Source organism: Luteibacter sahnii (assembly GCF_034063545.1).
Lineage (GTDB): Bacteria > Pseudomonadota > Gammaproteobacteria > Xanthomonadales > Rhodanobacteraceae > Luteibacter > Luteibacter sahnii.
This window is the reverse complement of the sequence record NZ_JAQLOK010000011.1, coordinates 1-14,913: the sequence shown is the minus strand read 5'-3', so window position 1 is coordinate 14,913 and position 14,913 is coordinate 1. Positions and strand designations below refer to the sequence as shown.

At 67.4% G+C, this 14,913-nt stretch carries 12 protein-coding genes; 1 reads left to right on the top strand and 11 read right to left on the bottom strand.

The window, feature by feature from the left end; all coding sequences use genetic code 11:
- Nucleotides 1-12 precede the first annotated feature (12 nt).
- From PI246_RS18565 to PI246_RS17505, 7 genes are read right to left on the bottom strand one after another with little or no spacing between them, the layout of a single operon-like run.
- Nucleotides 13-1,275, bottom strand: a complete 1,263-nt coding sequence (locus PI246_RS18565) for a septal ring lytic transglycosylase RlpA family protein (RefSeq protein WP_407069836.1) — start codon at nucleotides 1,273-1,275, stop codon at nucleotides 13-15.
- The gene (gene mltB / locus PI246_RS17530; RefSeq protein WP_407069835.1) at nucleotides 1,272-2,306 is read right to left on the bottom strand and encodes a lytic murein transglycosylase B; all 1,035 of its coding nucleotides are present in this window, start codon (nucleotides 2,304-2,306) and stop codon (nucleotides 1,272-1,274) included. Before mltB ends, PI246_RS18565 begins: the two co-directional genes overlap by 4 nt.
- 55 nt (nucleotides 2,307-2,361) lie before the next feature.
- On the bottom strand, nucleotides 2,362-3,483 hold the full coding sequence (rodA, locus tag PI246_RS17525; RefSeq protein ID WP_320552614.1) for a rod shape-determining protein RodA: 1,122 nt from the start codon (nucleotides 3,481-3,483) through the stop codon (nucleotides 2,362-2,364).
- Nucleotides 3,480-5,498, bottom strand: coding sequence for a penicillin-binding protein 2 (gene mrdA, locus PI246_RS17520; RefSeq protein WP_320552613.1), 2,019 nt, complete (start codon nucleotides 5,496-5,498; stop codon nucleotides 3,480-3,482). The genes rodA and mrdA overlap by 4 nt, the downstream gene beginning before the upstream one ends.
- Nucleotides 5,495-5,986 (bottom strand): rod shape-determining protein MreD, encoded by a 492-nt coding sequence (mreD, locus tag PI246_RS17515; RefSeq protein ID WP_320552612.1) that lies wholly within the window; start codon nucleotides 5,984-5,986, stop codon nucleotides 5,495-5,497. Before mreD ends, mrdA begins: the two co-directional genes overlap by 4 nt.
- A complete protein-coding gene (gene mreC, locus PI246_RS17510; RefSeq protein ID WP_320552611.1) occupies nucleotides 5,983-6,981 on the bottom strand; it encodes a rod shape-determining protein MreC in 999 nt (332 codons plus the stop codon). Before mreC ends, mreD begins: the two co-directional genes overlap by 4 nt.
- A 41-nt stretch (nucleotides 6,982-7,022) precedes the next feature.
- Entirely contained in the window at nucleotides 7,023-8,069 is a 1,047-nt protein-coding gene (locus PI246_RS17505; protein ID WP_144915232.1) for a rod shape-determining protein, read from the bottom strand.
- 270 nt (nucleotides 8,070-8,339) lie between these two features.
- Between PI246_RS17505 and PI246_RS17500 the strand changes: the two genes are divergently transcribed.
- Nucleotides 8,340-9,275 (top strand): carbohydrate kinase family protein, encoded by a 936-nt coding sequence (locus PI246_RS17500; protein ID WP_320552610.1) that lies wholly within the window; start codon nucleotides 8,340-8,342, stop codon nucleotides 9,273-9,275.
- Between the two features lie 272 nt (nucleotides 9,276-9,547).
- On the opposite strand, the gene glpK is transcribed toward PI246_RS17500, so the two are convergent.
- From glpK to PI246_RS17480, 4 genes are all read right to left on the bottom strand, one after another.
- The gene (glpK, locus tag PI246_RS17495) at nucleotides 9,548-11,050 is read right to left on the bottom strand and encodes a glycerol kinase GlpK (RefSeq protein WP_320552609.1); all 1,503 of its coding nucleotides are present in this window, start codon (nucleotides 11,048-11,050) and stop codon (nucleotides 9,548-9,550) included.
- A 9-nt stretch (nucleotides 11,051-11,059) separates the two neighbouring features.
- A complete protein-coding gene (locus PI246_RS17490) occupies nucleotides 11,060-11,896 on the bottom strand; it encodes an MIP/aquaporin family protein (protein ID WP_320552666.1) in 837 nt (278 codons plus the stop codon).
- Between the two features lie 17 nt (nucleotides 11,897-11,913).
- Nucleotides 11,914-13,434: a glycerol-3-phosphate dehydrogenase gene (glpD, locus tag PI246_RS17485; RefSeq protein ID WP_320552608.1), complete on the bottom strand. Its 1,521-nt coding sequence runs from the start codon at nucleotides 13,432-13,434 to the stop codon at nucleotides 11,914-11,916.
- Between the two features lie 389 nt (nucleotides 13,435-13,823).
- Nucleotides 13,824-14,591 (bottom strand): DeoR family transcriptional regulator, encoded by a 768-nt coding sequence (locus tag PI246_RS17480; protein ID WP_320552665.1) that lies wholly within the window; start codon nucleotides 14,589-14,591, stop codon nucleotides 13,824-13,826.
- Nucleotides 14,592-14,913 lie beyond the last annotated feature (322 nt).

Below are 14,913 nucleotides of genomic sequence, written 5' to 3'. Positions count from 1 at the left end.
AAAAAAAGAGGTTCAGTCTACCGCGACCTGGGGTCGAGGCAGGCCCATCCCGGCGATCTGGTCGGTCACGCGGTCGGCGGTGTCGACGTCGGCGAGGGGGCCGACGCGTACCTTGCGCACGGTACGGCCACCGACCGAGGCCTCGATCACACTGACCGGCCCCAGGCCCGCCCGGTTCAACTGGTCGGCCACGCGCCGGGCGTTGGCCATGTCGGAAAAGGCCCCGACCTGGAGGTAGATGCTGGGTTTGCCGGGCACGGCGGCGGGCGAGGCCGTGGCGGCGGGCCGGGTGGCGATGACCGGCGAAGGCGACGCGGGCTTGCCCGGCAACGCCGGCAGCGCGTCGGCGACCGACGCATCGGTCATGCCGGCGACGGGGCCGGCGTCGGCCGGATTGCCCGTCGCAACGGGCGTCGCGGTGGTCGACGTGGGGGCGGGCCGCGGGGTGCCGGCGAGCGCGGCGGCGGCCGCGACCGAGGCGGGCGTCGCCGCGGTGCGGGCCCCGGCGGGCGCGGCCCAGGTGCGCACGGGCGGCGGCGGCGCGGTGACGGGTGCCGGACGGGGCGTGGTGACCACGGCGGGCGCGGCGGCGGAGGACGGATCGCGCGGATCGATGGCGCGCACCTCCACCAGGCCGGTGCCCTTGGGCCAGACCCCGATCTTCACCGCCGCGGCGAACGAGAGGTCGATCAGGCGGTTTTCATGGAAGGGGCCGCGGTCGTTGATGCGGACGATGACGCTCTTGCCGTTCTCCAGGTTGGTGACACGCGCGTAGCTCGGCAACGGCAGCGTCTTGTGCGCGGCCGAGAACTGGTACATGTCGTATTCCTCGAGGTTCGAGGTCTTGTAGCCGTGGAACTTGTTGCCGTAGAACGACGCGATGCCGCGTTCGACGTAGCCGCGGGGGTTGTCCATCACGGTGTAGGTCTGGCCCAGCACGCTATAGGGCGACTTGTTGCCGTAGAGCGAGCGTGGCTCGGTCTTGGGCACCGGCTCGGGCAGCTTGCTGACGTCGGGGATATCCGTGGGCACGCTGTCGCGGCTGGAACGGTAGCGCGACGACTGCGATTTGCTGATGTCGTCATAGCCGCCACGGGCCGAGCCGCCACTGCCGCCGCGCGAGCCCGGGCGCACGTTGTGGTGACCGCCGCCGCAGGCGGTGAGGCACGACACCGCGACGATGAGCGCCAGCCACGCGACGGCGCGATACCCCAGCCAACGGCCCCTGCCGCCGGCTACGTCCGGCAGGGCTCGTTGCCGGCCCCCTTGCGTCATCGCCCGGCGGAACCCGTGACGCGGGCGCGGATCTCCTGCGCCAGCTGGTGGACGGCGAGCGCGTACATCGGGCTGCGGTTATAGGTGGTGATCACGTAGAAGTTCTGGAACGTGAACCAGTATTCGTCGCCGTTCGGGCCATCCAGGCGCAGCAGCTGCGCGGGACGACCGGGGTTGAGGTGCTGCACCGGCGCGAAGCCATCGGCCACGAAGCCCTCGACCGTACCGGTCGGGTGCCAGTCTTTCGGCACGCCCGGCGCCTTCGCGCGGCGGTCGGGCTGCGCGGGCGCGGCGACCGGACCGCCGGTTTCCCAGCCGTGCTCGGCGAAATAGTTGGCGACGCTGGCGAAGATGTCGCCGAGGTTGCCCTTCATGTCGATGCGGCCGTCGCCGTCGTAGTCGACGCCCCACTGGCGGATCGACGACGGCATGAACTGGCCCCAGCCCTGCGCGCCGGCGTATGAGCCGGTGAGCGTGTCGATCGGGCCGGCCAGGTGGTTGGACGGCAGTTCGAGCAACGTCTTCAGCTCGCCGCGGAAGAACGGCGCGCGCTTGGGGTAATAGAAGGCCAGCGTGGTGAGCGCGTCGAGCACCTTGTATTTGCCGGTGTTGCGGCCGTAGAAGGTTTCGACGCCGACGATCGCCACGATGTATTCGGGTGGCACGCCATAGCGGCGGCCGATCGTGTCGAGCAGCTTGCGATGCTCGCGGTAGAAGTCGGCCCCCGCCTGGATGCGCTCCTCGGTGAGGAAGATCGGGCGGTAGTCTTTCCACGCCTTGCCTTCGGCCGGGCGGTTCATCGCGTCGATGATCGACTGCTGCTTCTTCGCCCCGTCGAGCAGGCGGTTGAGCGCGGCCGGGCTCTTGCCCGTGTCGCGCGCGACGTCGCGCACCAGCTCGGCCTGGCCCGGATGGGTCTGGGCCGAGGCGGTCATCGCCGCCAGGCAGAAGGGGAAGACCAGCGACGCGCACGACAGGCGCGGGAGGAAACGTGCGGGGCGGGCGCGGCGCGCAGCGAGAACTTCATCCATGCGCTGAAGCGTAACATGCGGACATGGCCGCCCCGGGGCGATCGTCGGCCGCCGTTCAGTCATGGAGCTTGCGATTGGCGTGGATGGACATCAGCACGCCGAAGCCCGTGAGCAGCGACACCGCCGAGGTGCCGCCGTAGCTCACCAGCGGCATCGGCACGCCCACCACCGGCAGCACGCCGGCGACCATGCCGCCGTTGACCGCCACGTAGACGAAGAAACTCATGCCGATGGCGCCCGCGAGCAGGCGGGAATAGGTGTCGCGCGCGTTCATCGCGATCCACAGGCAGCGGCCGATGATGAAGGCGTACAGCAGCATGATCGCCACCACGCCGACCAGGCCGAACTCTTCGGAAAACACGGCGAAGATGAAGTCGGTGGTGTGCTCGGGCAGGAAATCCAGGCGCGACTGGGTGCCGTGCTGCCAGCCCTTGCCGAACAGGCCGCCCGAGCCCACGGCGATCTTCGACTGGATGATGTGCCAGCCGTTGCCCAGCGGATCGGATTCCGGATCGAGCAACGTGCGCACGCGGTTGCGCTGGTATTCGTGGAGGAACTGCCAGGCCACCGGCACGGCCGCCGCGGCGCCGCCCACGAGCAGGCCGATGCGCCACCACGCCATGCCCGACAGGAACAGCGCGAACGCACCCGCGCCCGCCACGAGCAGGGCGGTGCCCAGGTCGGGCTGCTCGGCGATGAGGCCGGCGGGTACGGCGATGAGCAGGCCCACCACGATGATGTCCTTCCAGCCCGGCGGCAGCTGGCGGGGGTGCAGGTACCACGCCACCATCATCGGCATGGTCAGCTTGAGCAGTTCGGACGGCTGGAAGCGCATCACGCCGAGGTCGAGCCAGCGATAGGCCCCCCTGCCCTCGCCCAGCGCGGCCACCACCACGAGCAGCGCCGTGCTGCCCATGTAGAGCCAGGGCGTCCACGAGCGCAGCACGGGCGGCGGGATGCGCGAGATGACCACCAGCAACACCGCGCCGAGCACGAAGCGGGCGGCCTGCCCGCCGACCAGCGAGTAGTTGCCGCCACCCGCGCTGTAGAGCGTGGCCAGGCCCGCGCAGGCCAGCACGAAGAGCGCCAGCAGCAGGGGCAGGTCCAGGCGCGGCCGGCTGATGAGGCGCAGGCCGAAACGCTTCAGGCGCACCGTCATCCCTTCGAACACGCTCATTGGTCGTCACCGTTGTCGTAGGGCATCGCCGCGCTGTCCGACGGGGCCGGCTGGGCGCCCTGCACCGACGAGGCGGACGCGGGGGCCGGCGGCTCGGGCGCTGCGTCGGAGGTGGTCACCGGCGTGTTCGGATCCGGATCGACCGGCCGCGGGCCGCCTTCGCCGACCACCCACTGATCGAGGATCTTGCGCGCGATGGGACCGGAGTCTTCCGCACCCCACGCACCGGCCTCCAGCACCACGGCCACCGCGATCTTCGGGTCTTCCGCCGGGGTGTAGGCGATGAACAGCGCGCGGTGGCGGCTGGCCAGGTAGGCCTTGTTCTTGTTGGTGTCGTAGGCGTCGGTCTTGCGCGAGAAACGTTCGGCCGTGCCGCTCTTGCCCGCGATAACGTAGGGAAACCCGATGCCCAGCTTCTTGCCCGTGCCCTTGCCCGAGTTGATCACCGCGATCATGCCCTGGTTGACCGCGTCCCAGTCGGCGGGCTTGCGGATCACCGAGGGGCCGGTCGGCGGAAACGACTGCGCCACGCGCGGCGCGTCCACGCCGTCCTGCGTGTCGAGCAGCAGGTGCGGCGTATACGGCACGCCGCGCCCCGCGAAGGTGGCCAGCGCGTGCGCGAGCTGGATCGGGGTCACCGCCCAGTAGCCCTGGCCGATACCGGCGATGATGGTTTCGCCGGGGAACCAGCCCGACTTGCTGCGCGTGGCCTTCCACTCGCGGGACGGCAGGATGCCTTCCACCTCGCCCACGAGATCGATGCCGGTCTTCTTGCCGAAGCCCAGGCGGCCCATCCAGTCGGAGAGGCGATCGATGCCCATGTCGAGCGCGAGCTTGTAGAAATACGTGTTGGTCGAGTGTTCGATGGCCTGCATCATGTTGACCGTGCCGTCGCCGCCGCGCTTGTCGTCGCGATAACAGCGGCTCTGCCCGGGGATGCAGAATTCGCCCGTCGACAGCACGGTGTCGCCCGGCCGGCGCAGGCCCATCGTGAGCCCCCCCAGGGCGAGGAACGGCTTCACCGTGGAGCCCGGCGGGTACACGCCGCGCAGCGCGCGGTTGTAGAGCGGCTTGTCGGCCGCCGTGGTCAGGTCGGTGTAATCGGCGTGGCTGATGCCGTTGACGAACAGGTTGGGGTCGTAGTCGGGCTCGCTGACGAAGGCGAGCACCTGGCCGTTGCGCGGATCGATGGCGATGGCGGCGCCGGCCCGGCCGTTCATGGCGTCCTTGGCCGCTTTCTGCAAGCGCACGTCGATGGTGAGGTAGAGGTTTTTGCCGGGCGTGGGCGGCGTGGTGTCGAGCACGGCCTGCGTGCGTCCGTCGGCGTTGACCTCCACCAGTTCGTACCCGGGCTCGCCGTGGAGCAACTTCTCGTAGGAGCGCTCGATGCCGATGCGACCGATGTGCGTGGTGCCCTTGTAGCTGGCTTCCTCGTCGTCGTCCATGCGATCAAGGTCGTCGGCGTCGATGCGGCTGACGTAACCGATGACGTGCGCGAACAGCGCGCCCATGGTGTAACGGCGGGTGAGGTACGGCACCACGTCGACGCCGGGAAAACGCCAGCGGTTCACGGCGAAGCGGCCGATCTCGTCTTCGGTCAGCTTGAGCTTGAGTGGCACGCCCTCGAAGCGGCGGCTCTGCTTCACCTGCTTCTTGAAGGTGGCGATGTCCTCGTCGCTCAGGGGCACCACGGTGCCGAGTTCGGCGAGCATCGTGTCGAGGTTGCCGGCCTGCTCGGGCGTGACCTCGAGGCGGAAGGCCGGCACATTGTCGGCCAGCAGCACGCCGTTGCGGTCGTAGATGAGGCCGCGCGCGGGGGGGATCGCCCGGGGCTTGACCCGGTTCTGCTCCGACCGCGCGGCGAATTCCTCGTGGTGCATCACCTGGAGATAGACATAGCGCGTCACCACGCCGGCCAGGCCCAGCAGGATGAGCGCGAAGCCGGCCAGGGCGCGACGGCGGAACAGCGCCACCTCGCCGCGGAGCTCCTTGATGGAGGCGCGCCGCAGGCTCATGCTTCGTGGATGCGCAGACGCGCGCGCAGGTCGTCGAGAATCAGGAACAGGAACGGCCACAGCGCCGTGCCGATCAGCGGCGAGATCCAGAATTCGGCCGGCGGCAAGGGATCACCGCCAAGCACGCGGACCAGCAGCAGGAGGATGCGGTCGTTCACCAGCAGGCCGAGCACGGCCAGCGACTGCTGCCACATCGGGAAGAAACGCAGGCGCGAGCGGAACCGCAACGCGATGAAGACCATCGCGGTCAGGCGCAGGGCCTGCTCGCCCAACAGCGCGCCGTCGAAGACATCGGCGGCCAGGCCCAGGCAGAAGGCCATGCCGAGCGTGACGCGATCGCCCGACTGCAGGCACCAGTAAAGCAGCACCAGCGCTGGCCAGTAAGGCTTGAACGGTGCCAGCGGCCCCGGCATGGGGATCAGCATCAGCATCAACGAAAAGAACAGCGTGGCGGCGAACCACAGCTGGCGGACGCGGACCTTGTTCATCGCTGCGCTCCGCTCGTGGCCGCGTGCGCCGGCACCGGCGTGGCCGTGGGGGAGGTCACCGACGGCAGCGTGGGCGTGACCGGTGCCTGGGGATCGGGTGCGAGGTCGGCCGGCGGACCGGCCGGCGTCGCCAACGGCGGCGGCCCCGCCGGCTCGGCGAGGTCGTGCAGCAGGAGCACGTCGTCGCTGCGGTCGAGGTCGGCGGCGGGACGCGCCTGGGCGGCGAGGAACGTGCCCGAGGGCGTCTGTCCGACGTCGCGGATCTCGCCCACGGGAAATCCGGGCGGGAAGCGTCCGCCGAGACCGGAGGTCACCAGCTTGTCACCCACCTGCACGTCGGCCGAGACCGGAATGTTGGGCAGGGTGAGCATGTCCCCCGCTCGGGAGCCGTACGCGATGGTGCGCAGGCCGGTCCGCTCGATGGTGACCGGGATGGCGTGGTTGGGGTCGGTGATGAGCATGGCGACGGACGTGGTGGGCATCACCTCCACGATCTGGCCCATCACGCCGTGGGCATCGATCACCACCTGCCCTACCCGCACGTTGTCGCGCGCGCCCAGGTTGAGCACGATGCGGTGGCGGAACGTGCCCAGGTCGACGCCCACCAGGCGGGCCAGCTGCACGTTGAGCGAGAGGCTGTGCTGGGTGTCGAGCAGTTCTTTCAGGCGCTGGTTCTGTTCGGCCACCGAAGCCATGCGGTTGAGCTTGGCGTTGGCCAGCAGCAGGTCTTCGCGCAGCCGCTGGTTGGCCTCGGTAAGGGCCTGGCGGTCGGCGAAGGCCACGGTGGCGGCATGCAGGCCCCGCGAGGGCAGCCCGGCGATGCGATAGACCGGTTCGACCACCAGCGAGAGCGCGTAGCGCACGTTGGGCAGCCAGCCCCCGCGGTGGTCGAGCACCATCAGCACGCAGGCCAGCGCCAGGTAGACGATCAGGCGGAGCGTGCCCGCCACGCCGGGCGAGAACAGCGGCGACTTGTCGTCGCGATTGAGGGCCATGGATCAGCGCGCTCCGGCCAAATGCGCGGCGCGCGTGTCCATCATTCGAAGGCGAAGAAGTCGCTGCCGTGCTGGTCGATCATCTCCAGCGCCTTGCCGCCACCGCGGGCCACGCAGGTGAGCGGATCGTCGGCCACCTGGACGTGCAGGCCGGTTTCTTCGGAGATGAGGCGGTCGAGGTCGCGCAGCAGGGCGCCACCACCGGTCAGCACGATGCCGCGCTCGGCCACGTCGGAGCACAGCTCCGGCGGGGTCTGCTCCAGCGCGGCCTTGACCGCGGCCACGATGCCCGACAGCGGCTCATGCAGGGCCTCGAGCACCTCGTTGGAGTTGATCGAGAACATGCGCGGCACACCCTCGGCGAGGTTGCGGCCGGAGATTTCCATCTCGCGCACCTCGCTCTGGGGGAACGCGCAGCCGACCTCGAGCTTGATGCGCTCGGCGGTGGATTCACCGATCAGGGTGCCGTGGTTACGGCGCACGTAGTTGATGATGGCCTCGTCGAAGCGGTCGCCGCCCACGCGGACCGACTGCGAGTAGACGATGCCGTTCAGGGAGATGACCGCCACCTCGGAGGTGCCGCCGCCGATGTCGAGCACCATCGAGCCGCGGGCCTCGTGCACCGGAATGCCGGCGCCGATCGCGGCGGCCATGGGCTCTTCGATGAGGAAGACGTCACGGGCGCCCGCGCCTTCGGCGGACTCCTTGATGGCGCGGCGCTCGACCTGGGTGGAGCCGCAGGGCACGCAGACCAGCACGCGCGGGCTGGGACGCAGCATGCGCGAGCGGTGCACCTGCTTGATGAAGTGCTGGAGCATGGCCTCGGTCATGGTGAAGTCGGCGATGACGCCGTCCTTCATCGGTCGCACCGTGGCGATGTTGCCGGGGGTGCGGCCGAGCATGCGCTTGGCGTCGCCACCCACGGCCGCGACGGCGCGCGGGCCGCCCGGGCCGCGGTCCTGGCGGATCGCCACCACCGACGGTTCATTGAGGACGATGCCCTGGCCCCGCACGTAGATAAGCGTATTCGCCGTGCCGAGATCGATGGAAATATCGTTCGAAAAGATTCCGCGGAACTTCTTAAACATGATGCGGCGGGCGCCAATTGCGGGAAAAAGTAAGCGTGCGAGTCTAGATTGGCGTCCTGTCCCACGCAAGGGCGCAGAAGTTAAGAAAGCCTTGTAAGTCCGGGTGATGCGTGAGGATGCGTTACCAGGATCGCACTGTCGTGGCTGCCCCGGTGTCGCCTACGGAGGCGATTTTGGGTACGATCCGCAGGTTTGGCGGGCCCCCGGTGGTTCGCCCCCGCGGCGGCCCCCTCCGGCCGCGCCACTTACCTTTCAGGGTCGCCCAATCGCATGACTGCCGTTATCTGCGGATCGCTCGCCTATGACACCATCATGGTGTTCCAGGACCAGTTCAAGAACCACATCATTCCGGATCAGGTGCACATCCTGAACGTGTCGTTCCTGGTACCGGCCATGCGCCGGGAGTTCGGCGGCTGCGCGGGCAACATCGCCTACAACCTGAAGCTGCTCGGCGGCCACCCGATGCCGGTGGCCACGGTGGGCCAGGATTTCGCGCCGTACCGCGCGCACATGGAGAAGCACGGCATCCGCCTCGACGGCGTGCGCCAGTACGACGACATGTTCACCCCGCAGTGCTTCATCACCACCGATCTGGACAACAACCAGATCACCGCCTTCCATCCGGGTGCCATGTCGAATGCGCACGACAACCACGTGCGCGACATCCCCGACTATGCCTTCGGCATCGTGGCGCCGGACGGCCGCGAGGCGATGCTGCAGCACGTGGACGAGTTCGCCGCGCGCGGCGTGCCGTTCATTTTCGATCCGGGCCAGGCGATGCCGCTGTTCAACGGCGACGAGTTCCGCGCGATGATCGACAAGTCGACGTATGTCATTGTCAACGACTACGAATCGCAGTTGCTGCAGCAGCGCACGGGCTGGAGCGCGGCGGAGATCGCCTCGAAGGTGAAGGCCTACATCGTGACCCTCGGCCCGCGCGGTTCGTTGATCCACGCCGATGGCGAGACGATCGAGATCGGGCCGGCCCGCGAGCGCAAGGTGGTCGATCCCACCGGCTGCGGCGACGCGTACCGCGCCGGCCTCATCTTCGGCATCATGAAGGGCTACGACTGGAAGACCATCGGCAACATGGCGTCGCTCATGGGCGCGCTGAAGGTGGAGCATCCCGGCACGCAGAACCAGTATTTCACGTACGACGAGTTCGCGGCCGAGTTCGAGGAGCAGTTCGGCTACGCCATCGGTTGATCGCGGGGCACGCCCCCGGCGGCGATGAGGCGAAAGGGCGGCGCAGCGATGCGCCACCCTTTTTTGTTCATAGCGGAAGCCCGGGGATGTCGCATGGATGCGGGCCTTGCCGCCGGCTCGTGGGGGGATGCCCCCGGCACTGCGTGAAGAGCTTTTTTAAGCGATTTGCTTCGGATGATCGCGCATGCGATCCGCCCCCCGTCGTTAGACGGCGTGTCGCATGGCCACCCTTCGTCCGACGGAAGGGTGGGAGCGGCCGTATCGGCGATGGCTCAACCGCGCGGCTTGAAGCCCATGGTGGCGTTCACGGCGTCCTTCCAGCCCGCGTAGAGCTCGTCGCGACGCTCCTGGCCCATCGACGGTTTGAACTCGCGATCGACAGCCCAGCGACGGGCGATGTCGTCCTTGCTCTTCCAGAAGCCCACGGCCAGCCCCGCCAGGTAGGCCGCACCCTGCGCCGTGGTTTCCTGCACTTTCGGACGCAGCAGGGTCACATCGAGGATATCGGCCTGGAACTGCGCCATGAAGTCGTTGGCGATCGCACCGCCGTCGGCACGCAGCTCCTTGAGCTCGAGCCCTGAGTCGCTCTGCATCGCCTCCAGCACGTCGCGGGTCTGGTAGGCCATCGACTCCAGCGCGGCCCGGATGAATTGCTCTTTCGTGGTGCCACGCGTGAGACCGAACACGGCGCCGCGCACGTCGCTGCGCCAGTACGGCGCCCCCAACCCGACGAACGCGGGCACGAAGTACACGCCGTCGTTATCCTTTGCCCGTTCGGCGTACGCCTGCGAGTCCGAGGCCTTGCCGAGCATGCGCAGTCCGTCGCGCAGCCACTGGATGACCGACCCGGCAACGAAGATGCTGCCCTCCAGCGCGTATTCGACCTTGCCGTCAACGCCCCACGCGATGGTGGTGAGCAGGCCGTTCTTGGAGCGCACCGCCTTCTCGCCGGTGTTCATCAGCATGAAGCAGCCGGTGCCATAGGTGTTCTTCGCCAGCCCAGGTTCGAAGCAGGCCTGGCCGAACAGCGCCGCCTGCTGGTCGCCGGCGATACCCGCGATCGGCACCTGCAGCCCGAAGAACAGCTTCGGTTGCGTCGTGCCGTAGACCTCGCTGGACGATTTCACCTCCGGCAACATCGAGCGCGGCACGTTGAGCATGGCCAGCAGCTCGTCGTCCCAACGCCGCTCGTAGATGTCGTACATCAGCGTGCGCGAGGCGTTGGTGTAGTCGGTGACGTGCACCTTGCCGCCGGTGAGGTTCCAGATGAGCCAGGTATCGATGGTGCCGAAGGCCAGTTCGCCCTTTTCGGCGCGCTCCTGCGCACCTTCGACGTGATCGAGGATCCAGCGCACCTTGGTGCCGGCGAAATAGGCGTCGATCAGCAGGCCGGTCTTGTCGCGCACCTTCTGCTCATGGCCTTCGTCCTTGAGGCGGTCGCAGATGCCGGCGGTCTGCCGCGATTGCCAGACGATGGCGTTGTAGATCGGCTGGCCGGTGGCGCGGTCCCATACCACCGCGGTCTCGCGCTGGTTGGTGATGCCGATGCCTTCGATACAGGTGGCGTCGATGCCCGAACTGCTGATGACCTCGGTCATCGTCGACAGCACGCTGGTCATGATCTCGCGAGGGTTATGTTCGACCCAGCCCGGCTGGGGGAATATCTGCGGAAACTCCCGCTGCGCGGTACCGGCGATGTTGCCGTCATGGTCGAAGAGGATCGCACGCGAACTCGTCGTGCCCTGGTCGATCGCCAGAATGTATTTCTTATCCATGTCCGGGCCTCACAGCAGGTCGTTGGAAGTCGCCACCTTCGCCTGGCGCGCTTCGGCGAGCGCGCGCTGGCGGGCGGGAAGGAAGGGATGCACCAGGAGCTGGTAGGCGCCCGCGCCAACCACGCCGCCGATGAAGGGGCCCACGATCGGCACCCACCAGTAGTTGTCCGGACCGGGCAGTGCCGACGGTCCCCAACCTGCGAGGTAGGCGAACAGGCGCGGGCCGAAGTCGCGCGCCGGGTTGATCGCCCATGCCTCCAGATAGCCCATGCAGGCGCCGATGGTGGCGACCAGCAGGCCGATGATCAACGCGCCCGAGTTCGCGCCGGGCGCCATCTCGTTGTACTGCTCGGTGATGGCGAAGATGCCGAAAAGAAGGAACGCGGTGAGGATCACCTGGTCCGACAAGGCATGCATCGGCGAGATGGCCAGGCCCGGATGGGTGAAGAACACGCCAGCGGCACCACCGGCCTCGCGGGTCAGCTGATGCGCCTGGTTGAAATGGTCGATCACCGGACCGAACAGCGCATAGACGATGGCCGCGCCAAGGAAGGCACCTATAACCTGGGCGATCCAGTACGGCACGACTTTTTTCCAGGGGAAATCGCGGAACAGGGCCAGGGCCAGCGTCACGGCAGGATTCGCGTGCGTGCCGGAAATCGAACCCGTGGCGTAGATGGCGATGGTGACCGCCAGACCCCAGGCGATACACACGCCCCAGTAGGCATTCTGGTAGGGGCTGGGGTCGTAAAGCACGTACATGCACGCCACGGAATCGCCGAACGCGATGATGATGAACATCGCCAGGGCTTCGGATATCAACTCGCCGATCTGTTGCCGCATGATCCCTTTCTCCATTGGTTTCACGGTGTCTGCGCCGCCGGCATGCCTTGGGGGCGTGTGCGGCGGGCAAGGTATTCGGTGAGGCGTCGCACGCCGTCGGCGTCTACGCGCAGGCCAAGCTTGCTGCGGCGCCAGAGGATATCGTCGGCTTCGGTCGCCCATTCGTGGCGCACGAGGTAATCGACTTCGGTCTGGTAGAGATCGGCACCGAAGTGCTCGCCCAGCTCATCGAGACCGCTGGCTTCGCCGAGCAGGTCGCGGGCACGCGTGCCGTAGTTGTGCGCCAGTCGCGAAGCGAAGCGCTCGTCGAGCCAGGGACGGATCGAACGCAAGTCGGCGATCAGTTCGTCCATGTCGCGCTCGCCGCCGCCCGGCAACGGGGGCGCGTCGGCGGTCCACGCGGGTCGCTCGTTGCCGAGGAGCGGCGCCAGGCGATCGACGGCTTCTTCCGCCAGCTTGCGGAAGGTGGTCAGCTTGCCGCCGAAGACGTTGAGCAGCGGTGCGCCGTTGCGGTCGATATCGAGCAGGTAGTCGCGGGTGACCTCCGACGCGTTGCCCGAGTCGTCCTGAAGCAGCGGGCGCACGCCGCTATAGCTCCAGACCACGTCGTTGGCGGTCAGCTGCTTCTTGAAATAACGGTTCGCGGCGTCGCACAGATAGCGGATTTCATCCGCGGAGATCACCGGGCGCGACGGGTCGTCCTTGTATTCGATGTCGGTGGTGCCGATGAGGGTGAAATCCTGCTCGTACGGGATCGCGAACACGATGCGCCGATCCGGCTGCTGGAAGATGTACGCGTAGCGGTGGTCGAACAGCTTCGGCACCACGATGTGGCTGCCCTTGATCAGGCGCAGCGAGTGGTCGTGCTTGACGTGAGCGACATCGTCGAGAAAGGACGCGGCCCACGGGCCGGCCGCATTGACCAACGCGCGGGCCTTCACGAAGTGACGGGTACCGTCGCGCCCCTCCAGCTCGGCCGTCCACCCGTCCCCGTCGCGCCGGGCGCTCACGCAGCGGGTGTGGGTCTCGATGCGCGCGCCGCGGCGCGCGGCATCCATCGCGTTGAGCACGACGAGGCGGGCATCCTGCACCCACGCGTCGGAATAGACGAAGCCCTGGTGGAACTCGTCACGCAGGGGCTCGCCCGTAACGTGCTTGCCGAAACGCACGCGACGCGAACCCGGCAACGTGCGCCGGCCACGGCCAAGGTGATCGTAGAGGAAGAGACCGATGCGGATCATCCAGGCAGGGCGCAGGTGCGGCTGGTGCGGCAGCACGAAGCGCAGCGGCCAGATGATGTGTGGCGCGGCTCGCAGCAGCACCTCGCGCTCGGCCAGCGCCTTGCCGACGAGGGCGAACTCGAACTGCTCGAGGTAGCGCAGGCCGCCGTGGATGAGCTTGGTGCTCGCGCTCGACGTATGCGAGGCGAGGTCATCGCGTTCGCAGAGCCATACGCTCAGGCCACGCCCGACCGCATCCCGCGCGATACCCACGCCATTGACGCCCCCACCGACCACCAGCACATCGACTTGCTCGACCATCGCACGCTCCGCTCAGGCTGGGAGCGACGCGTCGCCACGATGGAACACCCTACGCTCGGGTACGTTCGATTCGGTTCAGAGGCGCAGTGGTATGCGCATAAACGAACAGATCACATCGTGACGAGCGGGCCGCTCGCGTTGAAATGAGCATATTCGAACACAAACGAACATCGCACGCTGCACTGCAGCGAATCGGTGGCGCGGCGGTCGATGGCGTTTCGATCCACCGTTTACCGCCGGTGGCAGGCCAGCAAGACCCAGGCGTTACCTGGACCGTCCAGGCCGAGGCATCGCACGAAGGGGCGTGGAGTGCGGCCGCGCATGCACCACTTCCCGGTGTCGGGCACTCGGTTTGCGCCGTTCGCGGCGACGCGTGGGGGGCTCGGCGATCAGCCCGCGACGTGCAGTTCGGTGCCCGCGGCTTCGAGCACCGGCATGAGCGCGTCGGGTGGCTGGCGATCGGTGAACCATGCGTTTACCCGAGAGAAATCACCCAGGCGAACCATCGCATTTCGGCCGATCTTGGTGTGGTCGGCACCGAGGAAAACCTGTCGGGAGTGGTCGATGATGGCCTGCGCCACGCGGACTTCATGGAAATCGAAGTCGAGCAGGGTGCCGTCCGGTTCGATACCGGAAATGCCGATGATGCCGTAGTCAACCTTGAACTGACGGATGAGTTCGATCGTGGCCTCGCCCGTCACGCCGTGGTCTCGACCGCGGACGACGCCGCCGGCGACGATCACCTCGAAGGTTGGGTTGTCGCTGAGAAGGATCGCGATATTCAGGTTATTGGTGATCACACGCAGGTCGCGATGTTCAAGCAACGCGCGTCCCACGACCTCGTTGGTGGTCCCGAGGTTGATGAACAGCGATGAGCCATCCGGAATGGCTCGTGCGATCGCCTTGGCGATGCGTCCTTTCTCGTCGGCCTGGAGGCTTTGCCGCGCGGCGTAAGCCACGTTCTCGATACTGGAAGGCGCACTCACACCGCCGTGGTAGCGGCGAATCAACCCGCCATCGGCGAGCAGGTTCAGGTCACGACGAATCGTCTGCGGCGCGACGTCGAAATGACTGGCCAGCTCGTCGACGCCAACGAAGCCTTCGCGCTGGACGATAGCGACCAACGCTTCCTGCCTTCGATTGAGTCGTAGATCCATCGCTCCTCCGGTAAGGATTAGTGCGAAACCATGATGCCGATTAAAGACGGGGCTGTCATGCCGCGAAGCGAGGCGTGTGATGCCAGGCGTCAGGCGGGGCGGTGGGACGTCCGTAACGGTCTCGCAAGGCCTCATTCGCCGCCTTGTGAGGTCGAGGGTTCGCGGACGCGGTCCGCTCCCACCCCTCCGGCAGGAGGGTGGCGCGAGAAAAAGAAAAAACCCGGTCTCGACGAGACCGGGTTTTAGGATAAAGCCCCTGGCGGTGACCTACTCTTGCATGGCTTGAGCCACACTACCATCGGCGCATGCGCGTTTCACTTCT

Bases quoted from the DNA above. Each gene is read 5' to 3' on its own strand.
- mltB (WP_407069835.1), bottom strand. From the start codon at position 2,306: ATGGATGAAGTTCTCGCTGCGCGCCGCGCCCGCCCCGCACGTTTCCTC.
- mreD (WP_320552612.1), bottom strand. From the start codon at position 5,986: ATGAACAAGGTCCGCGTCCGCCAGCTGTGGTTCGCCGCCACGCTGTTC.
- PI246_RS17500 (WP_320552610.1), top strand. From the start codon at position 8,340: ATGACTGCCGTTATCTGCGGATCGCTCGCCTATGACACCATCATGGTG.
- mreC (WP_320552611.1), bottom strand. From the start codon at position 6,981: ATGGCCCTCAATCGCGACGACAAGTCGCCGCTGTTCTCGCCCGGCGTG.
- PI246_RS17480 (WP_320552665.1), bottom strand. From the start codon at position 14,591: ATGGATCTACGACTCAATCGAAGGCAGGAAGCGTTGGTCGCTATCGTC.
- PI246_RS17505 (WP_144915232.1), bottom strand. From the start codon at position 8,069: ATGTTTAAGAAGTTCCGCGGAATCTTTTCGAACGATATTTCCATCGAT.
- glpK (WP_320552609.1), bottom strand. From the start codon at position 11,050: ATGGATAAGAAATACATTCTGGCGATCGACCAGGGCACGACGAGTTCG.
- rodA (WP_320552614.1), bottom strand. From the start codon at position 3,483: ATGAGCGTGTTCGAAGGGATGACGGTGCGCCTGAAGCGTTTCGGCCTG.
- PI246_RS18565 (WP_407069836.1), bottom strand. From the start codon at position 1,275: ATGACGCAAGGGGGCCGGCAACGAGCCCTGCCGGACGTAGCCGGCGGC.
- glpD (WP_320552608.1), bottom strand. From the start codon at position 13,434: ATGGTCGAGCAAGTCGATGTGCTGGTGGTCGGTGGGGGCGTCAATGGC.
- mrdA (WP_320552613.1), bottom strand. From the start codon at position 5,498: ATGAGCCTGCGGCGCGCCTCCATCAAGGAGCTCCGCGGCGAGGTGGCG.